Raw genomic sequence first — 22,101 nt, 5'->3', positions numbered from 1 at the left:
GGCCGGGTCAGGCACGTGAGCCCGCCGTGCGACGGCGACGGCTCCCGGCCCGCCGGCCGCCGTCCTCCTCCGGCTCGGGCTCCTCGGCCTCGGCGTCCTCCGGCTCGGCGTCGTCGTACTCGGCGTCGTCGTACTCGGCGTCGTCGTACTCGGCGTCGTCGTACTCCGGGTCGGGGTCGTCGGCCGGTTCCTCGGCCTCGTCCTCGGCGTCGAGGTCGTCCTCGGCGAGGTCCTCCTCCGCGTGGTCGTCGTCCTCGGCCGGTTCCTCCTCGGCGAGGTCGTCGTCCTCCGCGAGGTCGTCGTCGGCGAGGTCGTCCTCGGCGAGGTCGTCCCCGGCCTCGTCGTCCTCGTCGTACTCGGCGTCCTCGTAGTCGTCGTCGTACTCGGCGTCCTCGTCGTCGTACTCGGCCTCGCGCTCCTCCTCGAGCCCCTCCTCGTGGGTCTTGACGACCTCGCTGTCGCGGATCTCCCCGCGCCAGCCCTCCAGCTCCTCGCGGTTGAGGAGGGTCTCGACCATCACGTGCCGGCCGTAGTGCTTGAACTCCAGCCGGGCCCGGCGGCCGACGGCGCGCCAGATGTTGCCGGTCTTCTCGAACAGACCGACCGGGTAGTACTCGAGGATCAGCACGACGCGGGTCAGGTTCGGCGCGAGTTCGTGGAACGACACGCACCCGTTGGCATAACCCTTGGCACCCTGCGAACGCCAGATGATGTGGGTGTCCGGAATCTGCTCGATGATCGTCGCGCTCCAGGTGCGCTTCGACCAGAACACCTGGGCCTTCCAGTTCGTCTTCTCGTCGGACTCCTGGTCGACCGACTGCACCTTCTTCATGAAGGTCGAGAAGTCCGCGAACTGCGTCCACTGGTCGTAGGCGACCCGCACCGGGACACCGACGTCGAGGTGCTCGACGATGTTCATGAACTTGAACTTGCCGCGGCCCCCGCCGGAACCACCGCCGCCGGCGCCGCCGGCGCCGCCCTCGGAGTCCTCGGACCCGTCGTCGCCACCGCCGAGCCCGACGGCCCCCATCACCTTGTCCTTGACGGCCGAGAACCCGCCCTTCACCGCGTTCGTCACCGGATTGCCCCCCTCCTCCGAGCTGCCCCCGCCGAGTGCGGCGCCCAGGCCCGTCCCGCCGTTCTCGGCGACGCCCGTCAGCCGCTCGGTGAGTCCCTCCACCTGGTTCATCGCGGCGCCGACCGCACGGTCGGCGGCGGCCTTCAACAGCAGCTGCCCGGCCTGTTTGAGGCGGTCGGTGGGCAGCTGGTCCAGCACCGAGGTGCTGCCGTTCTGCTCCTCAGCCATCGGCCCGCGCCTCCGACTTCTTCGTCGCACGCCCGCCCGAGCGCGGCGCCCGGCCGTTGCGCGAGCCGCCCTTGCCCGACGAGCCCGAGGACGACGACGACTCGGAGCCGCGGCCCGAGGAGGACCGCGCGGTCCGCCGGGCCGGGGCCGCGCGGCCCTCGGAGTCGGAGTCCGCGCCGTCCGACGACGACCGGCTCGACGATCCCGCACGTCCCGACGACGATCCCGAGGCCGACGACCGTCCGGTCCGCCGGCGCGGGGGGTCCTCGGAGTCCGCGTCCGCCGACCGCGGACGACGCGCCTTCGACGTCGTGCCCGCGACCGCCCGGCCCGCTCCCCGCGTCGCCGACCCGGCCGCGCGGGTGGTGCCCTTCGCGGCCCGGCCGACCACCGGGGCCTCCCCGGCGGCGTCGCCGACGGCGTCGGTCGTGTCCCCGACGGCGTCGGTCGCGCCCTCCGCGGTGTCCCCGGCGGCACCGGCGGCCGCACCGGCGCCCTCGACGGCCGCGCCGGCCGCGTCACCGGTCTTCTCCACGCCCGCGCCGGCGGCGTCACCGGCGGCGCCGGCGACCTGCTCGACCGGCTTGCCGAGGTTCTCGACCCGCTCGACGAGCGAGTTGGTCAGCGCCTCGAGCCGGTTGCCGGCCGCGGACACCGCGGCCTGCTTGCCCGCCTCGAACAGCCGGCCGCGCACGGCGTCGGACAGCCGGGTCAGCTCCGGCGACCCCGCCACCACCTTCGACGCCTGCGACACGATTCCGGCCGGCGTCAGATTCAGTTTCCGCCCGGCGAGCGCACCCCCGAGCATGATCGCCAGCTTGGCCTTTTTCGTTCTTCCCAGCACATAGCCGCCGACGACGGCCATTCCGATCTTGGAGGCGTTACTCATGACCCCGTCCCTCTCCATTGAGCGATTACCGGACAGCACTCCGGAACGCCCCGCGTTCCCCACCCTGAATCGGAACCATGACACACCACGAACCGATCTGCCTCCCCCGACGAATACGGACCGGGAGATCCCGCAATTCCGATCTTGCCCACCCGGTGACTATTCGATCACCAGGGAGATCGAATAGACGTGGGATCGATTAAGGAAATGTTTCATCCGAACGGAGCGATTGGGCGACGACCGCCCTAAGATCCATTCCGTGAAGGGCCCTGTCCACTACGGCGGACGGCCGTGTGCGACAACCGCTCACTTTTCGGCCCCGCGGCCGTTCTCAGGATCGCCGGGCACCCCCGGCGGACCCTCGTCGACCGTTCGACGAACGACCGCGGAACACCCGGCGGCGCGGGCGCGTCCGGGCGTCGCCGACGATCGTCCGTTCCGGACTCCCGGCCTCCCCGTCCCGGCGGCGCTACCCTGGCCCGTATGTCCGACGGGGCCCGGCGCTGGCGTCCCTCCGCCCGCCTGCGCCCGCTCGTGTCCGGGATCTGGTGCTGGTCCTCCCCCGCGGGCCCGGCGGGGACGCACCAGGGCGTGTCGAGCGCCCACCTGACCGTCGTGCTCTGCCTGGACGGGGCGGTCGACCTGCTCGCCGCCCCGGACCCGCGACGCGGCCCGGGCCGGTTCACCGCCTCGGCGGCCGGCCTGCACGCCGCACCCGCGGTGCTCGCGACCGGCACCCGGCAGGCCGGGATGCAGCTGGAGATGACCTGGCGCGGCGCCCGCACGCTGCTCGGGCTGCCCGCCGGCGAGCTGGCCGGCGACGTCGTCGACCTCGCGCTGCTCCTCCCCGGCCTGGACACCCTGCTGGACCGGCTGCGCGCCGAGCCGGGGTGGGCCGGGCGCTGCGCGCTGCTCGACGCCGCGCTGTGCGCCGTCGCGGACGCCCGGGACCGTCCGGGCGACCCGCCGCCGGAGGTGGTGCGCGCCTGGGAGCTGCTGGCCCGCAGCGGCGGGACCGCGCGCGTCGCCGACGTCGCCGGGGAGGTCGGCTGGTCGCAGCGCCACCTCGGTGAGCGGCTGCGGCGCGAGACAGGGCTCGCGACGAAGGCCGCGGCACGGGTCATCCGGTTCGAGCGGGCGTGCACGCTGCTGCGCCGCCCGTCGGCTCCCCCGCTCGCCGAGCTGGCCACGATCTGCGGCTACGCCGACCAGCAGCACCTGGCCCGCGACTTCCGCGACCTCGCGGGCACCACCGCGTCGACCTGGCGGGCCGAGCGGGTCCGGCCGGCGGCTCCGATTCGTCCACGACCGCGGCGCCCGGCCCCGGCACCCTCGCACCCATGAGCGACCTGCCCGGCCTCTGGCCCAGCCTGTCCAGCCCCGACCCGCGCGCCCTGGTCACGTTCCTGACCTCGGCACTGGACTTCACCGAGCGCGCCGTCCACACCGGCGACGACGGCGCGGTCGTCCACGCCGAGCTGGTGCGCACCGGGTCCACCGGTGCCCCCGGCGGCGTGATGCTCGGCCCCGCCCACGACGGGTGCCGCCCACCCGGCGGCGCGGCCGTCCACCTCGTCTGCGACGACCCGGACGCCCTGTTCGCCCGCGCCGTCGCGGCCGGCGCCACCGTGGTGCACGCACCCTTCGACGCCGACTACGGCAGCCGCCTGTTCGAGGTCGCCGACCCGGACGGCAACCACTGGAGCGGGGGCACCTGGTACGAGTAGCGCGTGGTCCGCCTCGCCCTGCACACCCCGGAGATCCCGCCGAACACCGGCAACGCGATCCGGCTCGCCGCGAACACCGGCGCCGAGCTGCACCTGGTCCGGCCGCTCGGCTTCTCCCTCGACGAGCGCTCGGTGCGCCGGGCCGGGCTCGACTACGCCGACCTCGCCGAGGTCGTCGTGCACGACGACACGGCCGCGTTCGCCGGCTGGGTGCGCGCCGCGGGGGCGCGGGTGTTCGCGTTCGTGCCGGGCGCGCCGGTCCGCTACACCGACGTCGCCTACTCCGACGGGGACGTGCTGCTGTTCGGCCGCGAGTCGACCGGGCTGCCGCCGGAGGTGGCGGGCGCGGACTGGGTGACGGGCACGGTGGCGCTGCCCATGCGGCCGTCGAACCGCTCGCTGAACCTGGCCAACGCCGCCGCCGTCGCCGTCTACGAGGCGTGGCGACAGCAGGGGTTCAGCTGATCCCGTCGAGGAACCGGGCGATCCCGGTGTCGAGGACCCGCTGCAGGTCGTAGGGGTGGTCCCCGATCCGGCGCAGCGCGGGCCCGCCGTGGCGGCGCAGCGCGGTGCGCAGCCCGGGGTCGTGGTCGGCCCAGGTGTCGGCGTCGACGCCGGTGTCGGCCTGCGCCTCCTGCTCCGCGGCCAGGGTCAGCGCCATCCCCCGCACGAACCCGGTCAGCGCCAGGTGCAGGTCGAACCGCTCCACCGGGTCGGCGACGACCTCCTCCAGCGCGGCCAGCTCGAACTCGGCGAAGCGCAGCAGCGACGGCAGCGCCTGCGGACGGGACAGCGACAGCACCCGCGCGAGCCACGGGTACCGCCGGTGCACCCGCCACTGCGCGTGCACCGCCCCCTCCAGCCGGGCCCGCCACGGCCCGTCGGCCGGGGGCAGCACCAGCTCGGCGAACACCGACTCGAGCATCGCGAGCAGCAGCTCGTCGCGGCTGCGCACCAGCCGGTACAGCGACATCGTCGGCACGCCGAACGCCCCGGCGAGGCGGCGCATGGACAATGCGGCCAGGCCCTCGTCGTCGGCGATGGCGATCGCGGTCCGCACCAGCCGGTCCGTGTCCGGCGGCGCGGCCGGACCCGGGTGTCCCGCCGGCCCGGCGACGACGGACCCGACCCGGGCCGTCGTGTGCAGCAACCCCTCCTCGCGCAGCCGGGTCAGCGCCCGGGCGGCGGTGGACATCGCGACGCCGTGCTCGGCCACCAGCGCGCGCACCGACGGCGCGCGGTCCCCGGGGCGCAGGTCGCCCGCCTCGATACGGGCGCGCACCGCAGCCGCGACCCGGTCCGTCGGCGACCCGTCCACCGCACCTCCCTGTACCACCTGTACCGCTACAGGCCACGCGTCGCCGCAGCTCGCGGGGTCATCGTGGCCTCGTACACCGTACCGAGGAGGACGCATGACCGACATCCTGATCAGCGGGGCCGGCATCGCCGGGGCGACGCTCGCGTGGTGGCTGCGGCGGCACGGGTTCCGGCCCGTCGTCGTCGAGTCGGCGCCGGGACCGCGGCCGGGCGGGCAGGCCGTCGACGTCCGGGGACCAGCGCTGACCGTCGTCGACCGGATGGGGCTCGGAGCCGGGCTGCGGGCCGCGCGCACCGCGATGGACGGCATGTCCCTGGTCGACGAGGACGGCACCGAGGTCTTCCGCAGCACCGAGGTGACGCTCACCGGCGGGCCGGTCGCGAGCGACGACGTCGAGATCCTCCGCGACGACCTCGCCGCCCTGCTCACCGGCGCGCTCGACGGCGTCGAGCACCGGTGGGGCGACCGGGTCGTCGCGCTCGACCCGGACCCGGCGGGCGGTGCCCGGGTCCGCTTCGCGTCCGGCACCGAGGAGCACTACGACGTCGTGGTGGGCGCCGACGGCCAGCACTCCGGCGTCCGGCGTCTGGCCCTGGGCCCCGACGACGACGGCCGGCTGGTCCCGCTCGGCCAGCACGTCGCCGTGTTCACCCTGCCCAACACCTTCGGGCTGAGCCGCTGGCAGGTGTTCCTGCAGCGCCCCGACACGATGGCCGGGCTCTACACCGCGCACGACGACACCGAGGTCCGGGTGATGCTCGGCTTCTCCGACCCGGACGCCGGCTACCACCACCGCGACCTCGGGGCGCAGCGCGCCCTGGTGGCGCGGCACTTCGCCGGCGGGGGCTGGTGGCTGCCCGAGCTGCTCGCCGGGATGGCCCGCGCCGAGGACCTGTACCTCACCCCGGTCACCCAGGTGCGGCTGCCGGTCTGGTCGCGCGGTCCGGTCGCGCTCGTCGGCGACGCCGCCTGGTGCCCCACGCTGCTGTCCGGCCAGGGCACGACGCTGGCCGTGGTCGGCGCCTACGTGCTGGCCGGGGAGCTCGCGCGCGCCGGCGGCGACCCCGGGCCGGCGGCCGCCGCCCACGAGCGGCGGATGCGCGGCTGGGTGGAGGCGAACCAGGAGCTGGCGCTGACCAACGCCGCACGGGTCCGGGAGCTGACCGCTCCGGACGCCGCCGCTCCCGGGCTCGCCGAGCACTGGGCCGCGACCGCCGCGACGGCCCTCACGCTCCCGGAGTACTGAGCACTCCGCCGGAGGTCAGGACTGCCGGATCGCCTGCACGTCGAGCTGGATCTGGATCGTCGACCCGACCACGGGCAGGCCCTTGGCGATGGTCTGCTGCCAGTTGAGCGTGTAGTGCTCGCGGTGCAGCTGGGTGGTGGCGATCGCGCCGACCCGGTCACCGTTCCACTCCGCGGTGCCCAGGAACGTGGTGTCCAGCGAGACGTCGCTGGTCAGGCCGTGCAGCGTGAGGTCGCCGTCCACGGTCCACCGGTTCCCGCCGTGCGCGACGAAGCGCACGCTGGAGAAGCGCAGGTCGGGGAAGCGTTCGACGTCGAGGAAGTCGGCCGAGCGCAGGTGCGTGTCCCGGGCGGCGACGTTGGTGTCGACGCTGGCCGCGTCGATCACGACGTCCACCGAGGACTCCTCGAACGGCTCGGCGATCCGGATCTGCCCCTGGAACCGGTTGAACCGGCCGTACACCTTGGACATGCCGATGTGCCGGGCGACGAAGCGCACCGAGCTGTGGTCGCCGTCGATCACGAAGACGCCGGGGCGCGGCGGGCGCAGCGCCGGGTCCTCGCCGAGGACGATGTGGCCCATGTCGGCGTGCTCGCCCCAGGACACCTCGACGACGTCGGTGACCTGCTGGTAGCCGCCCGCCTCGACGCGCACCCGGTAGCGGCCGGGCATCAGCGACGCGGCGAACCGGCCGAACGGGTCGGTCTCGACGTGCACCGCGCGCCGGTCGGCGGGGTCCATCACCGACACCTCGGTACCGGCCAGGGCACCGCCCTGCTGGTCGCGGACCTGGCCGGACAGCACGCCGCCGGTCAGCGGAATCGGGACGAGCGCGTGCCGGTCGGTGGTGCCCCGCGCCGGGCGACGACGGTCCTTCTTCCTCCAGAACACCAGCCAGAACCTCCTCTGCCCGGCGACGACGGGCAGCACGACGTGCGGTCGCCGGCCGGCGACCCCTGGTCACTCTGGCACGAACGTGACCGTCCCGTTAACCCGCCGGCCCGAAAAGTCGATCACCGACGGTGTCGGGATCATCACCGCCCCGCGACCGTCACCCGCGGCGTCACTCGTCGTCGTCGGCGACCTCGCCGCCGTCGGCGGTCCCGCCGCCGCGGATCAGGAAGAGCGCACCCTCCAGCTCGTCCGGCTTGACCAGCACGTCGCGGGCCTTCGAGCCCTCCGAGGGGCCGACGATGTTGCGGGTCTCGAGCAGGTCCATCAGCCGGCCGGCCTTCGCGAACCCGACCCGCAGCTTGCGCTGCAGCATCGAGGTCGACCCGAACTGCGAGGTGACGATCAGCTCGGTGGCCTGCAGCAGCAGGTCGAGGTCGTCGCCGATGTCGGCGTCGATCTCCTTCTTCTCGCCGGCCTTCTGCGCGGTGACGCCCTCGGTGTAGCTGGGCTCGGCCTGCTCCTTGGTGAACGCGACGACCTTGGAGATCTCGTCGTCGTCGACGAAGGCGCCCTGCATGCGGACCGGCTTGCCGGCGCCCATCGGCAGGTAGAGCGCGTCGCCCATGCCGATCAGCTTCTCCGCACCCGGCTGGTCGAGGATGACCCGCGAGTCGGTCAGCGACGACGTCGCGAACGCCAGGCGGCTCGGCACGTTCGTCTTGATCAGACCGGTGACGACGTCCACCGACGGCCGCTGGGTCGCCAGGATCAGGTGGATCCCGGCCGCACGCGCCTTCTGGGTGATCCGGACGATCGCGTCCTCGACGTCGCGCGGCGCGGTCATCATGAGGTCGGCGAGCTCGTCGACGATGCACATGATGTACGGGTAGGGCCGGTACACCCGCTCGGACCCGGGCGGGGCGGTGATCTCCCCGGTGCGGACCTTGCGGTTGAAGTCGTCGACGTGGCGGACCCGGTTGGCCTGCATGTCCTGGTAGCGCTGCTCCATCTCCTCCACCAGCCAGGACAGCGCCGCGGCGGCCTTCTTCGGCTGGGTGATGATGGGCGTGATCAGGTGCGGGATGCCCTCGTAGGGCGTCAGCTCGACCATCTTCGGGTCGATGAGGATCATCCGGACCTCGTCCGGGGTGGCCCGCGTCAGCAGCGACACCAGCATCGAGTTGACGAAGCTCGACTTACCGGAACCGGTGGAGCCCGCGACCAGCAGGTGCGGCATCTTCGCCAGGTTCGCGACGAGGTAGTGGCCCTCGATGTCCTTGCCCAGGCCGATGCCCATCGGGTGCTGCTCGGCACGGGCGTTGCCCGAGCGCAGCACGTCGCCGAGGCGGACCATCTCGCGGTCGGTGTTGGGGACCTCGATGCCGACCGCGGACTTGCCGGGGATCGGCGCGAGCAGCCGCACGTTGTCGTTGGCGACGGCGTAGGCGAGGTTCCGCTGCAGCTGGGTGATCTTCTCGACCTTCACCGCCGGGCCGAGCTCGATCTCGTAGCGGGTGACCGTCGGGCCGCGGGTGAAGCCGGTGACCTGGGCGTCGACGTTGAACTGGTCGAGGACCCCGGTGATCGCCTCGATCATCGCGTCGTTGGCGGAGCTGCGGGACTTCGGCGGCGGCCCGGACTCCAGGGTGTCCGCCGGCGGCAGGATGTACTCGGTGTCGGACTGCGGCTCGCGGATCGCCATCGAGAGCTGCTCGCCCTCCAGCGGCTCGTCGGCGACCTGCGGGGTCTCGACGACGGGCTTGCGCGGCTTCTTCGCCGGCGGTGCGGCCGCGGCGGGGACGGCGGCGGGCACCTCCTCGTCCGGGACGCCGGGCAGCGACGGGTCCACCGGGGCCGGGGCGTGCTCGCCCTCCTCCGTCCGGAACGCGTCGGCCTCCGCGGCCCCCTGCCTGCGCCGCGACGGGCGCCGCTTCCTCGGGGCCTCCTCGGCGTCCTCGGCCTGCCCCTCCCGCTCGGCGACGGCGTCGGCCACCGTGCGCGGGCGGCCCGCACCGGTGTCCTCCTCGTCGTCCTGCTCGGGCGGCAGCTGTCCGGTGAGCCTGCGGAAACGGTCCGGCAGCTCCCGCACCGGGATCCCGGTGACCAGCAGGACCGAGTACAGCGTCAGCAGGACGAGAACGGGGACGGCCGTCCACAGGCTGAGCCCGGCCTTCAGCGGGGTCCCCGCGACGTAGCCGAGCGCGCCGCCCGCGCCGCGCCAGGCGTCGGGCTCGGCGGGCGCTCCGGCACCCAGGTGCACCAGCCCGAGCACGCCGAGGGCGAGCAGCAGGCTGCCGGTCACGATCCGCGGCCGGGCCTCCGGGTGCCCCTCGGTGGTGACCAGCACGATGCCGACGCCCAGCAGGATCGCCGGCAGCGCCACGCCGGCCTGGCCCATCACCGCCTGCACGAGGAAGGTGAACCAGTAGCCGACCGAGCCGCCCGCCTGCCACCACAGCCCGGCGGCGGCGATGACGGCGAGCACGAGCATGCCGAAGCCGATGCCGTCACGGCGGTGCGCGGGATCGATCTCACGGGTGCGCCCGACCGCGCGCCCGGATGCGCGGACGGTCTTCGCCACGCCCCGGCCGACCGCGTCGATCCCGCGGTCGACCAGGTCCGGGCCCTGGCGCCGGGCCGGCGGCCTGCGGCCGGCCGACGGGCGCTTGCGGGCGGTGGACGCGCGCGAGCCCGACCGCCCCGAGCCGCGGCCCGCGGCCGCAGTCGTGGTGGTCCTGCCCGTGCCCGTGCGTCCCGCCATGTCACACACGGTAGCCCGGTTCGGTGATCGAACCGGGGACCGACGCGGGTGTGGAGGGGTCGACGACCCCTCCACACACTCAGACGGCGATGACCGTGGGGACGATCATGGGGCGGCGGCGGTAGGTGTCCGACACCCAGCGGCCGACGACGCGCCGCACGCCCTGGGCGATCCGGTGCGGGTCGGTGACGCCCTCGTTCTCCAGCCGGGACAGCTCGTCCTCGACCAGCGACTGGGCGGCGTCGAGCGCCTTCGGGTCGTCGGAGAACCCGCGCCCGGACAGCGTCGGACGCGACAGCGCGCGGCCGGTCTTGTGGTCGATCGCCACGTTGATCGCGATGAAGCCGCCCTCGCCGAGCGCGATGCGGTCACCGAGAGTGGTCTCGCCCACGTCGCCGACCGACAGCCCGTCGACGTAGACCTGCCCGACCTCGACCCGGCCGGTGATCGCCGCGCGGCCGTCGACGAGGTCGACGACCACGCCGTTCTCCGCGATGACCACCGACTCCGCCGGCACACCGGTGCGCACCGCGAGCGCGGCGTTGGCCCGCAGGTGGCGCCACTCCCCGTGCACCGGCATGACGTTCGACGGGCGCACCGCGTTGTAGAGGAACAGCAGCTCGCCGGCCGGGGCGTGCCCGGAGACGTGCACCTTGGCGTTGCCCTGGTGCACGACGGTGGCGCCGAGCCGGGTCAGCCCGTTGATCACGCCGAACACGGCGGTCTCGTTGCCCGGGATCAGCGAGCTGGCCAGGATGATCGTGTCGTCCGGGCGGATCGTGATGCTGCGGTGGTCCCCGCGCGCCATCCGGGACAGCGCGGCGAGGGGCTCGCCCTGCGACCCGGTGGAGACGAGCACCAGCTTCTCGTCGGGCAGGCGCATCGCCTCGTCGATGTCGACGAGCAGCCCGTCGGGGATGTTCAGCAGCGAGTGGTCGTCGGCCAGGCCCATGTTGCGGACCATCGAGCGCCCGGTCAGGCACACCTTGCGGCCGTGCGCGTGCGCGGCGTCGAGCACCTGCTGGACGCGGTGCACGTGGCTGGCGAAGCAGGCCAGGATGATCCGCGACGGCGCCCGGCGGACCAGGTCGGAGATGACCGGCCCGATGTCGGCCTCGGGGGTGACGAAGCCCGGCACCTCGGCGTTGGTGGAGTCGACCAGGAACAGGTCGACGCCCTCCTCGCCCAGCCGGGAGAACCCGCCCAGGTCGGTGAGGCGCCCGTCGAGCGGGAGCTGGTCGAGCTTGATGTCACCGGTGTGCAGCAGCAGCCCGGCGGGCGTGCGGATCGCGACGGCGACGGCGTCGGGGATCGAGTGGTTGACCGCGAAGTACTCGCAGTCCCACCCGCCGTGGGAGACCCGGTCGCCCTCCTTGATCTCCTGCAGGTGCGGGGTCAGGCGGTGTTCCTTGCACTTGGCCGCGACCAGGGCGAGCGTGAACCGGGACCCGACGACGGGGATGTCCGGGCGCATCCGCAGCAGCCACGGCACGGCACCGATGTGGTCCTCGTGGCCGTGGGTCAGCACGAGCGCGTCGATGTCGTCGAGGCGGTCCTCGATGGTCCGGAAGTCGGGCAGGATCAGGTCGATGCCCGGCTCGGAGTCGGACGGGAACAGCACGCCGCAGTCGACGACGAGCAGCCGGCCCTCGTACTCGAAGACGGTCATGTTGCGACCGACCTCGCCGATGCCGCCGAGCGCGTAGACGCGCAGGCCGCCCCGCGCGAGGGCGGGTGGCGGGGCGTCCGGGAGCTCCGGGCGCTCGATGTTCTCCGGCGGCGCGGAGAGCGTCCGGCCGGGCCGGTTGCGTCGGTCGTTGCGCTGGGGACTCACAGGGGTTCGTGCCTCACATGGGTTCGTGTTCTCTGGTTCGTGTTCTCGGGGCCCGCTCGGGTGCGGAGCCGGCGCTCCTGCTCAGGTGCGGTGGTACGCGACCTCGGCGCCGATGTCGGCTGCGGTGCGTCCGCCCAGGGCGCCGTGGCCGGGCTGGTAGGCGGGGGCGTTCGGGCGGGCCTGCGGGTCCAGCGCCACCCCGGCGACGGCGAGGTCGCCGGCGATCGCTGCGACCTGCTCCTCGGTGGCGGGCGGCAGCGGCAGCCGGGTGTCGCCGACGTCGATGCCGCGCAGCCGCAAAGCGGTCTTGGCGAACACCGCGCCGCCGACCCGGCCCATCCCGCGGATCACCGGGAGCATCGCGTAGTGCAGCGCACGGGCCCGCTGGTGCTCACCGGCGTGGTAGGCGTCGATCATGGCGCGCAGCCGGTCGGCGACGACGTGGCCGATCACGCTGACGAAGCCGACCGCCCCGACCGAGAGCCACGGCAGGTTCACCGGGTCGTCGCCGGAGTAGTAGGCGAGCGTGGTGGTGGCCAGCACCTCGGTGCCGACGCGCAGGTCGTTGCGGGCGTCCTTCACCGCGACGATGCGGGGGTTCTGCGCCAGGCGCTGGAAGGTCTCGACGTCGATCCCGATCACGCTGCGCGGCGGGATGTCGTAGAGCATCACCGGCAGGTCACCCGCGTCGGCGACGGCGGTGAAGTGCGCGAGCAGGCCCTCCTGCGGCGGCCGCGAGTAGTACGGCGTGACCACGAGCAGTCCGTGCGCACCGGCGCGCTCCGCGCTGCGGGCCAGCTCGATCGAGTGCGCGGTGTCGTAGGTGCCCGCCCCGGCGACGACCGTCGCCCGGTCCCCCACCGCGGACACGACCGCGCGGATCAGCTCGGACTTCTCGGTGTCCGAGGTGGTCGGGCCCTCACCGGTGGTGCCGTTGACGACCAGCCCGTCGTTGCCGAGGTCGACCAGGTGGTTCGCCAGCTCCTCGGCCTTCGCCAGGTCCAGCTCACCGTCGGCGTCGAACGGCGTGACCATCGCGGTCAGCACCTCGCCGAACGGTCGGCGCGGCGGGTGCTGCTGGCCGCCGGGGGCGGAGTCGGGACCGGTGCTCATGACTGGTGACGGTACCGCCGGAGGACCGACGCTTCCCGGTCACATCCCGGACGGGGCGCCGCGGTAGGCCTCCACGTCGGCGGGCAGACCGGTCACCTCGACCCGCGCGGCGTCCCGGCCGAAGGCGTGCAGCACCAGCTCGGCGGGCTCACCGGTCACCGTGACCACGCCGAACCCGGTCGCGACGACCTGGGTCGCGCCCTCCGGACGGGCCAGCACCAGGCCGACCGGGCTGCGCCGGAACAGCAGCTTCGCCTGGTTCGCGAGCAGGTTCCACAGCTGCCCGTCGCGCTCCGGGTCCGACGGGCGGGGCTCCCAGCCGGGCTCCCCGCGGCGCAGGTCCTCGTGGTGGACGAAGAACTCCGCGCCGTTGGCGATCTCGTCGACCTTGCCCACCTTGAACGGCGACCACGCGGGCGGGCCCTTGCGCAGGTCGTCGATCATGTTCGGCCAGGCCGCCGACGCGTAGCCGTCCATCGCCTTGTCGGTCATGCCCGACAGTGCGGGCACCACGATCCCCGCGGCGTTCCACGGCTGCCGCTCGCGCACCAGCAGGTGGGTGAGCAGGTCGCGGGCGTTCCAGCCCTCGCAGAGGGTCGGGCGGTCGGGTCCGGAACGTTCGAACTCGGCACACAGGGCGGCACGTTCGGCGGTCGCGAGGCTCACCTCGCCCAACGTAGTGCCGCCCGCCACCGGCCGCACTGCCACGACGAACGGTCGACAGACGGTCGACGGAACGCACGTGTTTTGTAGCTAGTGATACAGATCTCATCCGCCGCTGTCCCGATACTCCGATCCGTCCCACTCATCGCTTCTCGACGGGGAGAACACACGTGACGAACGCTGCCACCACGCAGCCGCCGCGGTCGATGCGCCGGATCGCGCTCGCGAGCATGACCGGCACGGTCATCGAGTTCTACGACTTCTTCATCTACGGGACCGCCGCGGCCCTGGTGTTCAACAAGGTCTTCTTCCCCGAGCTCGGGGCGGCGGCCGGTACCGCGCTCGCGCTGGCCACCTTCGGCGTGGCATTCGTCGCGCGGCCGTTCGGGTCGGTGCTGTTCGGCCACTTCGGCGACCGGCTCGGCCGCAAGGGCACGCTGGTCACCACGCTGCTGCTGATGGGCTTCTCGACGCTCGCGATCGGCCTGCTGCCCACCACCGGGATGATCGGTGTCCTGGCGCCGATCCTGCTCGTGGTGCTGCGCATCCTGCAGGGCCTCGCCGTCGGCGGCGAGTGGGCCGGGGCGACCCTGCTCACCGCGGAGAACGCGCCGACGAAGGCCCGCGGCAAGTACGCGCTGTTCCCCCAGCTCGGCCCGTCGGTGGCGTTCGCGCTGGCGTCGGCGACCTTCCTGGTCACCGCGCTGACCATGAGCAACGAGGCGTTCCTGGCCTGGGGCTGGCGCATCCCGTTCATCGGGTCGGTGCTGCTCGTCGCGGTCGGGCTCTACGTGCGGCTCGCCCTGGAGGAGACGGCCACGTTCAAGAACAGCGGCCCGGTCTCGACGAAGCTCCCCATCACCGAGGTCTTCACCAGCCGTCCGGCCGCGGTGTTCCTCGGCGCCGGCTCGACGACCGCGGTGTTCGCCTTCTTCTACATCGGCGTCACCTACCTGACCAGCTACGGCACCCAGCAGCTGGAGCTGCCGCGGCCGTCGGTGCTGGCCATGGGCATCGTCGGCGGCATCGTCTTCGCGCTGACCACGATCGCCTCGGCGATCCTGTCCGACCGGGTCGGGCGCCGGAAGATGGTCGTCGGCGGCAACATCGCCTCGGTCGTCGCCGGGCTCGTCGCGTTCCCGATCATCGACATCGGGACGGTGTGGTCGTTCGGGCTGGGCCTGTCGCTGGTGCTCGGCGTCGTCGGCATCGCCTACGGCCCGATCGGCGCCCAGCTGCCGGAGCTGTTCCCGACCCGGTTCCGCTACACCGGCGCCGGGATCGCCTACAACCTCGCCGGCGTCTTCGGCGGCGGCGTGGTCCCGCTGTTCGCCGCGGCGCTGGCCGCGTCGACGCTGGGCAGCCTCGGCATCGGCCTGCTGCTCTCGGCGGTCTCGCTGATCAGCCTGCTCTGCACGCTGGCCCTGCCGCAGACCGACGCGGACTCCCTCGCCGAGCAGGACGCACAGCTCGCGGCCGTCTGACCGGCCACCGGGGCGGCCCGTCCGGGCGGGCCGTCCCGCACCCACCCGGTGCCGGCGGCCGCCGGCCGGCACCCCCCGGACCCGGACGGCCCGGACGCACCCCTCGGTGTCCGGGCCGTCCCGCCTACCCGCAGGCGCCCCAGCCCGCTACCGTCCGGACGGACCATCGGCGACGGCCGGGAGGCGGGACCATGAGCAGCGGCGCGGCGCGGCGGCCGGACGGCACCGTGCGTGCGCTGCCCGCCCCCGACCCCGACGACCACCCGGTCTCACCGTTCCTGACCGCCCCGTGGACGTCGCTGACCTCGCGGATCGCGCGGCTGGGCAGCCCCCGCCACTACGCCCGTGGCGAGCACGTCTACACCCAGGGCCAGCTGTCGTCGCGGTTCCACCTCGTCGTGTCCGGGCGGGTGCGGATCTACCTGCACCGGCCCGACGGCTCGGAACGCTCGCTGGCCTACGCCGAGCCCGGCGCCAGCCTCGGCGAGGCGGCCTGCGTCGACGGACGGCCGCGCCACCTCGCCTCGGTCTGCACCCGGCCGTCGGAGATCGTCTCGGTGACCCGCGACGCGTTGCTGACCGCCGCCCGCGACGAGCCGGAGCTCCTGCTCGAGATCACCCGCCGGATCGCCTACAAGCAGCGGGTCATGCAGCTGCACGTGCTCATCGAGGGGCTGCCCGCCCGGGAGCGGATCATCCTGCTGCTCGGCCACCTGGTGGAGGCCTACGGCGAGATCGCACTCGACGAGGTGGCCCGGCTGTCGATCCGTCCCGCCGTCGACGAGCTCGGGCTGCTCGTGGGGCTCACCCGGGTCACGACCAGCCGGGAGCTGTCCCGGCTGGTCGCGGAGGGCCTGCTGGAGAAGGAGGGACGCGGGTTCGTCGTGCGGGACCTGCCGGACCTGCGACGGCGGGTGCACGCCGTCCTGGCCTGAGCCCGGCCCGACCGGGGGTTCAGCCCTCGGCCACCAGCGGGCTGGAGGCGATCTCGGTGCCGTCGGCGAGGGTCTGGATCTGGAAGTCCGCGAACACGTTCGGCACCTCGACCTGCAGCTGGCGCAGGCACTCGACGGCGAGGTTGCGGATCTCGACGTCGGCGGCCTCGGAGGCGCGCATCGCGATGAAGTGCCGCCACGCCCGGTAGTTCCCGGTGACGACGATCTTGGTCTCGGTGGCGTTCGGCAGCACCGACCGCGCGGCCTGGCGGGCCTGCTTGCGGCGCAGCGTCCCGTTCGGCACGTCGGCGAAGCGCGCCTCCAGCCCCTCGAGAAGCTTCTCGTAGGAGGCGAGCGCGTCGGCCGAGGCCTGCAGGAACAGCTCGTGCAGCTCCGGGTCCTGGGCGATGACGTCGGGCTCGACCATCGCGGCGTCACGCTCGGGCACGTAGCGCTGCGAGAGCTGGGAGTAGGAGAAGTGGCGGTGCCGGATCAGCTCGTGGGTCAGCGAGCGCGAGATGCCGGTCAGGTAGAAGCTGACCGAGCCGTGCTCGAGGACCGAGAGGTGCCCCACCTCGAGGATGTGGGCGATGTAGCCGGCGTTGGTCGCGGTGCGCGGGTTCGGCTTGGTCCACGACTGGTAGCAGGCGCGGCCGGCGAACTCGGCCAGCGCCTGGCCGCCGTCGGCGTCGGTGGACCACGGGACGTCCGCGGGCGGGGTGAACTCGGTCTTCGCGACGAGCTGCACGGTCAGCGGGACGGTCTTCGGCGCGGTCTCCGGCATGCCGCGAGGGTAACGACCGGCGTCCCCGGCACCCGCCGGGCCCCGCGCCCGCACCCACTGTGGCGGCCACGGCACCCCCGGTGCGCTGCGACGTCGCAACCGACGCCACGAACGGGTGGCGTGATGTCAGGAGTGACGCCATAGTGGTGTCATGGACCTCACGCCGTATGTCGCGCAGCTGCGCGACGACCTCGCCGCCGCAGCGGCCGCGGGCGACGAGCAGACCCGTCGCACGGCGGCCCTGCTCGGCTCCGCGATCGAGCCCGCCGCCCGGCTCGCGATCATGAACGCACTGTCCGACCTGGCCTCGGAGGCGACCGCCGCACTCGGCGACCGCTCGGTCGAGGTCCGCCTGCACGGCCGGGAGGTGCGCGTGTCGGTGTCCGGGGGCGACCCGGAGCCCGGACACTCCCCCACCCCGGACCCGGCCCCGGCGAGCGAGGGGACGTCGCCGTTCGGCGGCTTCCCCTTCGGCGCCGGCACCTCCGGTGGCCCGGCCTCGGGTGGTTCGCCGTTCTCCGGTGACGCCGGGGACATCAGCCGGGTCACCCTGCGCATCGTCGAGCAGATCAAGGCCCAGGCCGAGCGCGCCGCCCAGTCCCAGGGCGTCTCGCTCAACACTTGGGTGTCCCAGGCGGTGCAGGGGGCACTGGCCGGCGCGGAGGGACGCACCGGCCGCCCGCACCGCGACGGGCGCAACCTGAGGGGATGGGTGCAGGGATGAGCGACGAGCGGACGGGCCCCGGGCCGGACGACGGCAGCGGTGACGCCACGCACGGCGGCGACGCCCCCACCCGCCCCGGCAGCGGCCCCACCGGCGCGGGCGACAACTCCACCGGGGCGGGTGACAGCTCCACCGGCGCAGGTGGCGGCTCCACCGGCGCGAGTGGCGGCTCCACAGGCGCGAGTGGCGGCGACAGCGGTGACACCGGCCACGCGTCGACCGGCGACACCGGCAGCACCGGCCCCGGCAGCACCCCCTCCCGCAGCGAGCGGTTCGACTGCGCCGGCGCCGCCGAGATCGAGGTGACGACCGGTGCCGGCCGGGTCCGGATCGACCTGGTCGACGGGGCCGACGAGGTCCGCGCGGAGGTCACCGCCGACCGCAGCGCCGCGCCGTGGTCCGGCGGCCTCGGCGGGCTGCTCGACTGGATCGGCAGCTCGATGACCGGCGGCTCCGGCGTGCCCCGCGCCGGGGCGGGCTGGTCCGGCCGCGGGTTCGACCCGATCGTCGGCGCCCCCTGGGAGGCCACCGGCGACCCGTCGGCGGACGCCGTCGACGCCGTCACCATCGAGTGGTCGGCCTCGTCGCGACGCCTGGTGGTCCTCGGTCCGGAGGACCCGGCCCTCGGCGCGGTGCCGCTCGTGGTGACGGTCTCCGCCCCCGCCGGGTCGCGGCCCGCGGTGCGGACCGGCGCGGCCTCGGTCGAGCTGACCGGCCGGGCGTCCTGGGCCGCGGTGCGGACCGGGTCCGGCGCGGCCCGGGTGGCCCAGGTGCACGGCGACGCCGATGTCACCACCGGGTCGGGGTCGATCGACCTGGGCACGTGCTCGGGCCGGGCGCACCTGCGCGCGGGCTCCGGCGGCGTCGAGGCCGGGTCGCTCGGCGGCGCGTCGCGCATCCGGACCGGCAGCGGCGACGTCCGCGTCGGTGAGCTCACCGCGGACCTGGAGGTGCGCTCGGGGTCGGGGGACGTCGTCGTCGCCGACGCGGTCTCCGGTGACGTCCGGCTCGGCACCGGGTCGGGGTCGGTCCGGGTCGGGGTGCACTCCGGTGTGGCCGCGGAGCTGGACCTGTCGACCGGGTCGGGCCGCGCCCGCTCCGAGCTCGACGTCCGCCACGACACCCCGTCCACGGCACCGGCGGTGCGGCTGTCCGGGCGCACCGGCAGCGGCGACGTGCTGGTGACCCGGGCCTCCGCCGCCGCGGTCTGACCCCGCGACCGGTACCTCGTTCGTCGAGATGATCGGCGAGCGAGGTACCGGCGTAGGCTCGGTGCCGTGGACCGCACCGAGATCGCCGCGACGAACGCCTCCATGACCGCCCGGGTGCTGCAGATGCCCGCCACCCCCGTCCCCGACGGCGGCTACGCCCTGCGCGTGCTGCGTACCCGCGGGCGGCGCAGCGGGGAGCCGCGCGACACCCCGATCGGCGTCGTCGGGCACGGTGGCGCCGGCTACCTGGTCTCCCCCACCGGTGGGCGGGACTGGGTGCGCAACCTGCGGGCGACGCCGGAGTGCGCGATCCGCTCCGCCACGGGTGACGAGCCGCACCGCGCGGTCGAGCCCGGGCGCGCCGAGGCCGCGGCCGCCGTCGTCGGCTATCTCCGGGCGCTCGACGTGCCGTGGGCGCTGTCGGCGTTCCCGGTGCCGGCCGACGCCACCGAGGAGCAGGTCGCCGAGCACCTGGACACGATCGCCGTGTTCCGCCTCGACCCCGCCTGAGCGCTCAGCCGGCGGCGACCTCGGCCCGGAGCTCGGCGGCCAGGTCGCCCCGCTCCCCCACGGCGACGCCGTCGAGCCCGAGCCAGCCCGCCATCGTCGCGAGCTCCCCGGCCAGCTCGGCCGCGATCCGCGGGCGCGGGGCGCCCGCCCCGGGCTCGGCGAACGCGCCGGGCACCCGCAGCACCCCGGCCTCCCGGTCGGCCTTGAGGTCGACCCGGCCGACGAGCTCGCCGTCGAGCAGGAACGGGAAGACGTAGTAGCCGTACTCCCGCTTCGGCTCCGGCACGTAGATCTCGATGCGGTAGCGGAACCCGAAGATCCGCTCGGTCCGGTCCCGCTCCCACACCAGCGGGTCGAACGGGCACAGCAGCGCCCGCCCGGTCACCGCGCGCGGCACCCGGGCCGCCGGGTCCCGGTAGGCGGGCCGGTCCCAGCCGCGCACGCTCACCGGCTCCAGGGCACCCGCGTCGACCAGCTCGGCGATCGCGGTGCGGGTGCGTTCCGGGCCGAGCCGGTAGTAGTCGCGCAGGTCGGTCTCGGTGCCGATCCCCAGCGCGGACGCGGACTTGGCCACGAGCTCGCGCGCGGCGTCCGCCGGGTCCGGCTCGGGCAGCGCCAGGATCTCCGGCGGCAGGACCCGCGAGGGCAGGTCGTAGCGGCGTTCGAAGTGCACGCGGGTGCCGACCGACAGCTCCCCCGTCGCGAACAGGTACTCGCAGACCCGCTTGACCTCCGAGCGCTCCCACCAGGTCGCGCCGGGCGGGCGCGGGCGCACCTCACCGGCCCGGCCGGCCGGGGCCAGCGCCTTCTCGATCGCCCCGGCGCCCATCGGCCCCGCCTCCGCGACGACGTCGAGGATGTCCCCGGCCAGCTGCGGGTGCTTCTCCAGCAGCGGCCCGTAGTGCTTCCACCACCGCCGCGGCAGCGTCTCGTGGGACAGCAGCGGCCGGTCGGTGACCGGGACGAGGCTCGCCTCGTGCGCCCAGGTCTCCACCAGCAGCCGCGGGCTGCGCGCGTCGGGCGACCAGGCGGCGTCGTCGAGGAGGGCGGCGGGATAGGCACCGAGCCTGCTGAACAGCGGCATGTAGTGCGCGCGCACCGCGATGTTGACCGAGTCGAGCTGCAGCAGCTTCACCCGGTCCAGCACCCGTCCGAGATGGCGACGGGTGACCGGCCCGGACGGCCGTGGGTCGGTGAAGCCCTGGGCCGCGAGGAACGTCCGACGGGCGACGTCGGCTGAGATCGTGCGCACGCCGGGATCGTGCCATCCACCCCCGACAGGAACGGGCGACCGGGTCGCACGGTAGGCATGTCCCATGGCCACCGCGACCGTCCGCCCCGCCACCGACGACGACGTCGGCGCCATCATGGCGATCCAGGACCGCACCTGGCGCACCGCCTACGCCGGGCTGCTGCCCGAGGAGGCGTTCGCCGGGCTCACCTCGGACGCCGCGCGCTCGCACTGGAGCGACGCCGTGCACGCCGGGGACGGCTTCCACCTGTTCGTCGCCGTCGAGGGGGACGAGACCGTCGGGTTCGCCGCCGCCGCCCGCTACGCCGGGGCCGACGGCATGGCGATCGCCGAGGTCAGCACGCTGCTCGTGGAGCCGCGCTGGGGCAGGCGCGGGCACGGCGGACGGCTGCTCGCCGCCGCCGCGGCCGCGCTGCGGGAGTCCGGCTCGGACTCCGGGCGCACCTGGGTGGCCGAGGCCGACACCGCCTCACGGAACTTCTACAGCCGCGCCGGCTGGGCGCCCGACGGCGCGGTGCGCACGCTGGACACCGGCACGTCGACGCTGCGCGAGGTCCGCCACGCCGGGACGCTGGACCTGCACCTGGTCGACTGAGGCTCAGCCGAGCCCGAGCAGCGGCTCCAGGCCGATCGTCAGGCCCGGGCGGTCGCGCACGGCGCGCACCGCGAGCAGCACGCCCGGCATGAAGCTGGTCCGGTTCATCGAGTCGTGGCGCAGCGTGAGCACCTCGCCGTCGGTGCCGAGGATGACCTCCTGGTGCGCGATCAGCCCGGGCATCCGGACCGCGTGCACGTGGACACCCTCGACGACCGCGCCGCGGGCGCCGTGCGGGTCGTCGGTGGTGGCGTCGGGGACCTCGCCGAGCCCGGCCTCGCGTCGTGCCGCGCCGATCACCGACGCGGTCCGCGCGGCGGTGCCGGACGGCGCGTCGACCTTGCCGGCGTGGTGCAGCTCGACGACCTCGGCGGAGTCGAAGAAGCGGGCGGCCTGCGCCGCGAAGTGCATCATCAGCACGGCGCCGACCCCGAAGTTCGGGGCGACGAGCACGCTGCCGGAGCCGCGCTCGTCGAGGATCGCGCGGACCTCGTCGAATCGGGCGGCGTCGAAGCCGCTGGTCCCGACGACGGGTGCGACCCCGCGCGCCAGGCACTCGCGGATGTTGGTGATCGCGGCGCCGGGGTGGGTGAAGTCCACGGCGACGTCGGCGCCGTCGAGGGCGGACAGGTCGTCGCCCGCGTCCAGCGCGGCGACCAGCTCGGTGTCCCCGGCGGCCTCGACCGCCCGGCACACCTCGGAGCCCATCCGGCCCTTCGCCCCGAGGACCGCCACCTTGATCGTCCCGCTCACCCGTACACCTCGCGCACCTCGACGTCGTGGACCGCCGGGGAGTCTATGCAGCGGCCCGCCGTGATCACGGATCCGGCACCGGACCGGTCGCACGGCGACGCG

21 protein-coding genes are annotated in these 22,101 nt (G+C 74.3%); 10 read left to right on the top strand and 11 right to left on the bottom strand.

Annotated features, from left to right (window positions below; translation table 11 throughout):
- Positions 1 to 7 precede the first annotated feature (7 nt).
- Together KPL57_RS41165 and KPL57_RS41160 are read right to left on the bottom strand one after the other, a co-directional pair.
- Positions 8 to 1,306 carry an SRPBCC family protein gene (locus KPL57_RS41165; RefSeq protein ID WP_226355834.1) on the bottom strand — a complete coding sequence of 433 codons (1,299 nt, stop codon included), beginning with the start codon at positions 1,304 to 1,306 and terminating at the stop codon, positions 8 to 10.
- Entirely contained in the window at positions 1,299 to 2,195 is an 897-nt protein-coding gene (locus KPL57_RS41160; RefSeq protein WP_226355833.1) for a hypothetical protein, read from the bottom strand. Before KPL57_RS41160 ends, KPL57_RS41165 begins: the two co-directional genes overlap by 8 nt.
- Before the next feature lie 483 nt (positions 2,196 to 2,678).
- Between KPL57_RS41160 and KPL57_RS41155 the strand changes: the two genes are divergently transcribed.
- Genes KPL57_RS41155 through KPL57_RS41145 form a run of 3 tightly spaced genes read left to right on the top strand, consistent with a single transcriptional unit; the run spans position 2,679 to position 4,387 of the window.
- Positions 2,679 to 3,539: an AraC family transcriptional regulator gene (locus KPL57_RS41155; protein ID WP_226355832.1), complete on the top strand. Its 861-nt coding sequence runs from the start codon at positions 2,679 to 2,681 to the stop codon at positions 3,537 to 3,539.
- Positions 3,536 to 3,922: a VOC family protein gene (locus KPL57_RS41150; RefSeq protein ID WP_226355831.1), complete on the top strand. Its 387-nt coding sequence runs from the start codon at positions 3,536 to 3,538 to the stop codon at positions 3,920 to 3,922. The genes KPL57_RS41155 and KPL57_RS41150 overlap by 4 nt, the downstream gene beginning before the upstream one ends.
- Positions 3,923 to 3,925: 3 nt before the next feature.
- Positions 3,926 to 4,387, top strand: a complete 462-nt coding sequence (locus KPL57_RS41145) for a tRNA (cytidine(34)-2'-O)-methyltransferase (RefSeq protein ID WP_208819473.1) — start codon at positions 3,926 to 3,928, stop codon at positions 4,385 to 4,387.
- Here KPL57_RS41145 and KPL57_RS41140 read toward each other — a convergent pair.
- Positions 4,380 to 5,240 (bottom strand): winged helix-turn-helix domain-containing protein, encoded by an 861-nt coding sequence (locus KPL57_RS41140; protein WP_226355830.1) that lies wholly within the window; start codon positions 5,238 to 5,240, stop codon positions 4,380 to 4,382. The two genes, KPL57_RS41145 and KPL57_RS41140, sit on opposite strands and share 8 nt — an antisense overlap.
- Positions 5,241 to 5,334: 94 nt before the next feature.
- Between KPL57_RS41140 and KPL57_RS41135 the strand changes: the two genes are divergently transcribed.
- A complete protein-coding gene (locus KPL57_RS41135) occupies positions 5,335 to 6,486 on the top strand; it encodes an FAD-dependent monooxygenase (protein ID WP_226355829.1) in 1,152 nt (383 codons plus the stop codon).
- Between the two features lie 15 nt (positions 6,487 to 6,501).
- On the opposite strand, the gene KPL57_RS41130 is transcribed toward KPL57_RS41135, so the two are convergent.
- The 5 genes from KPL57_RS41130 to KPL57_RS41110 form a co-directional block, all read right to left on the bottom strand.
- Positions 6,502 to 7,416 carry a YceI family protein gene (locus KPL57_RS41130; protein ID WP_226355828.1) on the bottom strand — a complete coding sequence of 305 codons (915 nt, stop codon included), beginning with the start codon at positions 7,414 to 7,416 and terminating at the stop codon, positions 6,502 to 6,504.
- Between the two features lie 133 nt (positions 7,417 to 7,549).
- Positions 7,550 to 10,141, bottom strand: coding sequence for a DNA translocase FtsK (locus tag KPL57_RS41125; protein ID WP_226355827.1), 2,592 nt, complete (start codon positions 10,139 to 10,141; stop codon positions 7,550 to 7,552).
- 79 nt (positions 10,142 to 10,220) lie between these two features.
- Entirely contained in the window at positions 10,221 to 11,909 is a 1,689-nt protein-coding gene (locus tag KPL57_RS41120) for a ribonuclease J (RefSeq protein WP_226356684.1), read from the bottom strand.
- Positions 11,910 to 12,056: 147 nt separating this feature from the next.
- Positions 12,057 to 13,088, bottom strand: coding sequence for a 4-hydroxy-tetrahydrodipicolinate synthase (gene dapA / locus KPL57_RS41115; RefSeq protein ID WP_226355826.1), 1,032 nt, complete (start codon positions 13,086 to 13,088; stop codon positions 12,057 to 12,059).
- Between the two features lie 39 nt (positions 13,089 to 13,127).
- Positions 13,128 to 13,754 carry a TIGR03085 family metal-binding protein gene (locus KPL57_RS41110; protein ID WP_208819483.1) on the bottom strand — a complete coding sequence of 209 codons (627 nt, stop codon included), beginning with the start codon at positions 13,752 to 13,754 and terminating at the stop codon, positions 13,128 to 13,130.
- Between the two features lie 167 nt (positions 13,755 to 13,921).
- Here KPL57_RS41110 and KPL57_RS41105 point away from each other — a divergent pair, with 167 nt between their 5' ends.
- Both KPL57_RS41105 and KPL57_RS41100 read left to right on the top strand, forming a co-directional pair.
- Entirely contained in the window at positions 13,922 to 15,235 is a 1,314-nt protein-coding gene (locus tag KPL57_RS41105; protein ID WP_226355825.1) for an MFS transporter, read from the top strand.
- 191 nt (positions 15,236 to 15,426) lie between these two features.
- Positions 15,427 to 16,170, top strand: coding sequence for a Crp/Fnr family transcriptional regulator (locus tag KPL57_RS41100; RefSeq protein WP_226355824.1), 744 nt, complete (start codon positions 15,427 to 15,429; stop codon positions 16,168 to 16,170).
- Between the two features lie 19 nt (positions 16,171 to 16,189).
- Here the strand turns inward: KPL57_RS41100 and thyX are convergent, their stop codons facing one another.
- On the bottom strand, positions 16,190 to 16,954 hold the full coding sequence (gene thyX, locus KPL57_RS41095) for an FAD-dependent thymidylate synthase (protein ID WP_062401161.1): 765 nt from the start codon (positions 16,952 to 16,954) through the stop codon (positions 16,190 to 16,192).
- A 151-nt stretch (positions 16,955 to 17,105) separates the two neighbouring features.
- On the opposite strand from thyX, the gene KPL57_RS41090 reads away from it, so the two are divergent.
- The 3 genes from KPL57_RS41090 to KPL57_RS41080 all read left to right on the top strand — a co-directional run bounded on the left by KPL57_RS41090 (position 17,106) and on the right by KPL57_RS41080 (position 19,399).
- On the top strand, positions 17,106 to 17,678 hold the full coding sequence (locus KPL57_RS41090) for a toxin-antitoxin system HicB family antitoxin (RefSeq protein ID WP_226355823.1): 573 nt from the start codon (positions 17,106 to 17,108) through the stop codon (positions 17,676 to 17,678).
- Positions 17,675 to 18,889, top strand: coding sequence for a DUF4097 family beta strand repeat-containing protein (locus tag KPL57_RS41085; RefSeq protein WP_226355822.1), 1,215 nt, complete (start codon positions 17,675 to 17,677; stop codon positions 18,887 to 18,889). Before KPL57_RS41090 ends, KPL57_RS41085 begins: the two co-directional genes overlap by 4 nt.
- A 66-nt stretch (positions 18,890 to 18,955) precedes the next feature.
- On the top strand, positions 18,956 to 19,399 hold the full coding sequence (locus KPL57_RS41080; protein ID WP_226355821.1) for a nitroreductase family deazaflavin-dependent oxidoreductase: 444 nt from the start codon (positions 18,956 to 18,958) through the stop codon (positions 19,397 to 19,399).
- 4 nt (positions 19,400 to 19,403) lie between these two features.
- On the opposite strand, the gene KPL57_RS41075 is transcribed toward KPL57_RS41080, so the two are convergent.
- Positions 19,404 to 20,651, bottom strand: coding sequence for a winged helix-turn-helix domain-containing protein (locus tag KPL57_RS41075; protein ID WP_226355820.1), 1,248 nt, complete (start codon positions 20,649 to 20,651; stop codon positions 19,404 to 19,406).
- Positions 20,652 to 20,715: 64 nt separating this feature from the next.
- Between KPL57_RS41075 and KPL57_RS41070 the strand changes: the two genes are divergently transcribed.
- Positions 20,716 to 21,246 (top strand): GNAT family N-acetyltransferase, encoded by a 531-nt coding sequence (locus KPL57_RS41070; protein ID WP_226355819.1) that lies wholly within the window; start codon positions 20,716 to 20,718, stop codon positions 21,244 to 21,246.
- Positions 21,247 to 21,249: 3 nt separating this feature from the next.
- On the opposite strand, the gene dapB is transcribed toward KPL57_RS41070, so the two are convergent.
- Positions 21,250 to 21,999 carry a 4-hydroxy-tetrahydrodipicolinate reductase gene (gene dapB / locus KPL57_RS41065; RefSeq protein WP_073578118.1) on the bottom strand — a complete coding sequence of 250 codons (750 nt, stop codon included), beginning with the start codon at positions 21,997 to 21,999 and terminating at the stop codon, positions 21,250 to 21,252.
- Positions 22,000 to 22,101 lie beyond the last annotated feature (102 nt).

Source organism: Pseudonocardia sp. ICBG601 (genome assembly GCF_020496245.1).
The sequence above is the reverse complement of the archived record's forward strand: the minus strand, read 5'-3'. Positions and strand labels throughout refer to the sequence as shown.

What these genes read in the sequence shown, in the direction of transcription:
- KPL57_RS41090 (WP_226355823.1), top strand. Translation starts at nt 17,106, where the DNA reads ATGGACCTCACGCCGTATGTCGCGCAGCTGCGCGACGACCTCGCCGCC.
- thyX (WP_062401161.1), bottom strand. Translation starts at nt 16,954, where the DNA reads ATGCCGGAGACCGCGCCGAAGACCGTCCCGCTGACCGTGCAGCTCGTC.
- KPL57_RS41165 (WP_226355834.1), bottom strand. Translation starts at nt 1,306, where the DNA reads ATGGCTGAGGAGCAGAACGGCAGCACCTCGGTGCTGGACCAGCTGCCC.
- KPL57_RS41135 (WP_226355829.1), top strand. Translation starts at nt 5,335, where the DNA reads ATGACCGACATCCTGATCAGCGGGGCCGGCATCGCCGGGGCGACGCTC.
- KPL57_RS41085 (WP_226355822.1), top strand. Translation starts at nt 17,675, where the DNA reads ATGAGCGACGAGCGGACGGGCCCCGGGCCGGACGACGGCAGCGGTGAC.
- KPL57_RS41160 (WP_226355833.1), bottom strand. Translation starts at nt 2,195, where the DNA reads ATGAGTAACGCCTCCAAGATCGGAATGGCCGTCGTCGGCGGCTATGTG.
- KPL57_RS41070 (WP_226355819.1), top strand. Translation starts at nt 20,716, where the DNA reads ATGGCCACCGCGACCGTCCGCCCCGCCACCGACGACGACGTCGGCGCC.
- KPL57_RS41150 (WP_226355831.1), top strand. Translation starts at nt 3,536, where the DNA reads ATGAGCGACCTGCCCGGCCTCTGGCCCAGCCTGTCCAGCCCCGACCCG.
- KPL57_RS41100 (WP_226355824.1), top strand. Translation starts at nt 15,427, where the DNA reads ATGAGCAGCGGCGCGGCGCGGCGGCCGGACGGCACCGTGCGTGCGCTG.
- KPL57_RS41125 (WP_226355827.1), bottom strand. Translation starts at nt 10,141, where the DNA reads ATGGCGGGACGCACGGGCACGGGCAGGACCACCACGACTGCGGCCGCG.
- KPL57_RS41155 (WP_226355832.1), top strand. Translation starts at nt 2,679, where the DNA reads ATGTCCGACGGGGCCCGGCGCTGGCGTCCCTCCGCCCGCCTGCGCCCG.
- dapA (WP_226355826.1), bottom strand. Translation starts at nt 13,088, where the DNA reads ATGAGCACCGGTCCCGACTCCGCCCCCGGCGGCCAGCAGCACCCGCCG.